The organism is Spirillospora sp. NPDC049652, assembly GCF_040675125.1.
GTDB lineage: Bacteria > Actinomycetota > Actinomycetes > Streptosporangiales > Streptosporangiaceae > Spirillospora.
On sequence record NZ_JBFAOF010000893.1, the window covers coordinates 1 to 2970 of the forward strand.

At 75.4% G+C, this 2970-nt stretch carries 3 protein-coding genes and 1 pseudogene; all 4 read left to right on the top strand.

Annotated features, from left to right (window positions below):
* Window positions 1-211: pseudogene (locus AB0J52_RS34450) on the top strand (flavin-containing monooxygenase); the annotation flags it as partial.
* Complete coding sequence (locus AB0J52_RS34455; protein ID WP_500187083.1) at window positions 208-1053, top strand: SDR family NAD(P)-dependent oxidoreductase; 846 nt, start codon at window positions 208-210, stop codon at window positions 1051-1053. The pseudogene AB0J52_RS34450 and the gene AB0J52_RS34455, both read left to right, overlap by 4 nt.
* Window positions 1050-2405 carry an MFS transporter gene (locus AB0J52_RS34460; protein ID WP_500187084.1) on the top strand — a complete coding sequence of 452 codons (1356 nt, stop codon included), beginning with the start codon at window positions 1050-1052 and terminating at the stop codon, window positions 2403-2405. Before AB0J52_RS34455 ends, AB0J52_RS34460 begins: the two co-directional genes overlap by 4 nt.
* Window positions 2402-2970 (top strand): TSUP family transporter (locus tag AB0J52_RS34465; protein WP_500187085.1); only part of this gene is annotated, 569 nt, incomplete at its 3' end. The genes AB0J52_RS34460 and AB0J52_RS34465, both read left to right, overlap by 4 nt.

The following is a 2970-nucleotide window of genomic DNA, read 5'->3' on the forward strand; positions in this document are numbered from 1 at the left end:
CCGCTACGCCCTGCCCTCCCCGGCCGCGCAACGCACCGCGGTCGGACGCGCCCACGCCGCGGCGGTCCGGCGGTGGGGCCGGAAGCGGCCGATGATGCGCATCGACTTCGACCAGTACGTCACCGCGATCCCCCGCGAGATCCAGGCGGGCGTCCGCCGGGCCGCGGGCGGCGCCCCCGTCTACTCCCCCACCGCGAAGGCCACGGCATGACGATCTCCTCCCGCGACCGGCTCCACGACCCCAAGGGGCGGCGCGTCCTCATCACCGGCGCGTCCGGCACCATCGGCCGCTCCCTCGGCGAGCGGCTGACCCGCGCCGGGGCGCGCGTGGTCGGCCTCGACCTGCGGCCCTCCGGCGACGAGCCGTTCACCGTCATCGAATGCGACATCACCGACCCCGGCAGTGTGACGACCGCGGTCGCCGATGCCCTCGCCGAGCTGGGCGGGCTCGACATCCTCGTGAACAACGCCGGGATCGGCGGCCCGGCCCCGGCCGAGTACGCCCCCGAGGACGAGGTCCGCCGCCAGCTCGAGATCAACCTGCTCGGCACCTGGCGGGTGACCGCCGCCTGCGTCGACGCCCTGGTCGCCGCGCGCGGCCGCGTCGTCATGGTGACCTCCCGGATGGCGGTCATGCAGCTCCCGCTCGCCGCCGCGTACGGCGCGTCCAAGCGGGCCATGGTCGCCTACGCCGACGCGCTGCGCCTGGAGCTCGGCACGCACGTCACGGTCAGCTGCGTCTACCCGTCCGCGGTGAAGAGCCCGATCCACGACTCGACGAAGGCGGCGGGCCTGTCGCTGGAGGGCATGAGCGTCTACGAGCCGCTGGACGGGGTGGTCGGCGCGATCATGCGGACCGCGCTGGCGGTGCGTCCGCGGCGGGACGTGACCACGACCCGCAAGGGCGCGGTGGAGTTCTTCCTCGCCCGCCACCTGCCCGCGCTCACCGACCGGATCGTGGCGCGCACCCTCGCCGCGCGGGCCAGGGCCGGCGCGTTCGACGGGGCCTCCCTCGCCGCCGGCGTGGTCGAGCGGCACCGGAACCGGCCGTGACACCGCCGGACACGCGTCCCAGCTCCATGGCGGGCGCGGGCCGGGGGACGCTCGCGGTGTACGCCTCGGGCTCGGTCGGCATGGGCGTCTGGGTCACCGTGCCCGGCCTCCTGCTGCTCTACTTCCTCACCGACACGCTCGGCGTGCCCGCCTTCCTGGCCGGGCTCGCCCTGCTGCTGCCGAAGGTGGTCGACATCGTCGTCCACCCGCTGCTCGGGTCGCGGTCGGACCGGGAGGCCCGCCGGCTCGGCCACCGCCGCCGGATGATGCGCACGGGGCTGCTCCTCGGCGTGGCGATGGTCGCGATGTTCAGCGTGCCGTCCGGCCTGTCCGGCGCGCCCGCGGCGCTGTGGGTGGGCGGCTGGTTCGTGGTCGGCAACCTGCTGTTCGCCGGCTTCCAGGTGCCGTACCTGACGACGCCGTCCGACCTGCTCGTCGGGTACCACGAGCGGACCCGCGTCTTCATGTTCCGGATGGTCCTGCTGACCCTCGGGCTGCTGGGCGCGGGCGTCGCCGCGCCGGCCCTGTCCTCGGGCGGCGGCCGGGGCGACTACACCCGGATGGCGCTGCTGCTCGCGGTCGTCATGGTCGTCTCGGCGGCCGTCGCGCTGGCCGGCGTGCGCCGCCTCACCGACGCGTGCGGGTTCCGCGCGCCGGACGAGCGCGCCGGGCACTCCACCCTCGCCGACCTGCGGATCGCCTGGCGCGACCGCGACTACCGCGCGCTGGTGCTGTCCTACCTGTTCACCGGCACGACCACGCACCTGTTCCTGGCCGCGCTGCCCTACGTCACCGAGTACCTCTTCGACGACTCCAAGCTCACCGCGCTCTTCATGGGCCTGTTCCTCGGGCCGGCGCTCTTCGCGGGCCCGGTCTGGACGGCCTGGTCGCGGCGCGTCGGGAAGCAGCGCGGGCTGCTGGTCTCCCAGAGCGTGTTCGGGCTGGGCGCCCTGGCGCTGCTGCCGAGCGCCGCGCTCGACGGGACGCCCGGCATCGCCACCACCGCGGTCGTCGTCATGGCCATGGGGATCGCGTTCTCCGGGCTGCAGCTGTTCGCGTTCTCGATGCTGCCGGACGCCGTCGCGGCGGCGGAGGCGGCCGGATCGTCGAAGGCCGGGGCCTACACCGGCGTGTGGACGGCCACCGAGGCGACCGGCACCGCCGTCGGGCCCTACGTGTACTCCGCCGTCCTCGCGATGGGCGGCTTCGTCTCCAGCACCACCGACGAGCATGTCGACCAGTCCGGGACGGCGCTGACCGCGCTGCGCGTCGGCATCACGGTCGTACCGGCCGTCCTCATGGCGGCGGCCCTGTGGTTCCAGCGGCGGTACACCCTCGACAGCACCTCATGACCGCGGTCGAGTCGGTGGCCGTCGCGGCCGTCGCTCTGGGCGCGTTCGCGCAGGCGGCCACCGGGATGGGCTTCTCCCTGGTGGCCGCCCCGGCGCTGATCGCCGCGCTCGGGCCGCACCGGGGCGTCCCGGCCGTCCTGCTCCTGGCCGTGCTCGCCTCCCTGCTGCCGCTCTCGCGCGACTGGCGGCACGTCCGCCCCCGCGACGCCGGCCGGCTGCTCGTCCCCACGCTGCTCGGGACGCCTGTAGCGGCCTGGCTGCTGGGCGCGGCGGACACCCGGCTGCTCGCAGGGGCCGCCGGATGCGGAGTGCTCGCCGGGGTGGCGCTGCTGGCCCGCGGTGTGCGCTCGTCGTTCCTCCGCCGTCCGGGCGGCGCGTGGCTCACCGGCCTCAGCAGCGCCGGGCTCAACGTCATCGGCGGGGTCGGCGGACCCCCGATCGGGATGTACGCCGCCAACGCCGGCTGGGCCCCGAGCGAGACCCGCGCCACGCTGCACACCTTCTTCCTCGTCCAGAACGTGGCGACGGCCGCCGTCCTGGGGTTCGTCCTCCCGTCCTGGCCGAC

Coding starts and splice junctions, on each gene's coding strand:
- AB0J52_RS34455 (WP_500187083.1), top strand. CDS start 208: ATGACGATCTCCTCCCGCGACCGGCTCCACGACCCCAAGGGGCGGCGC.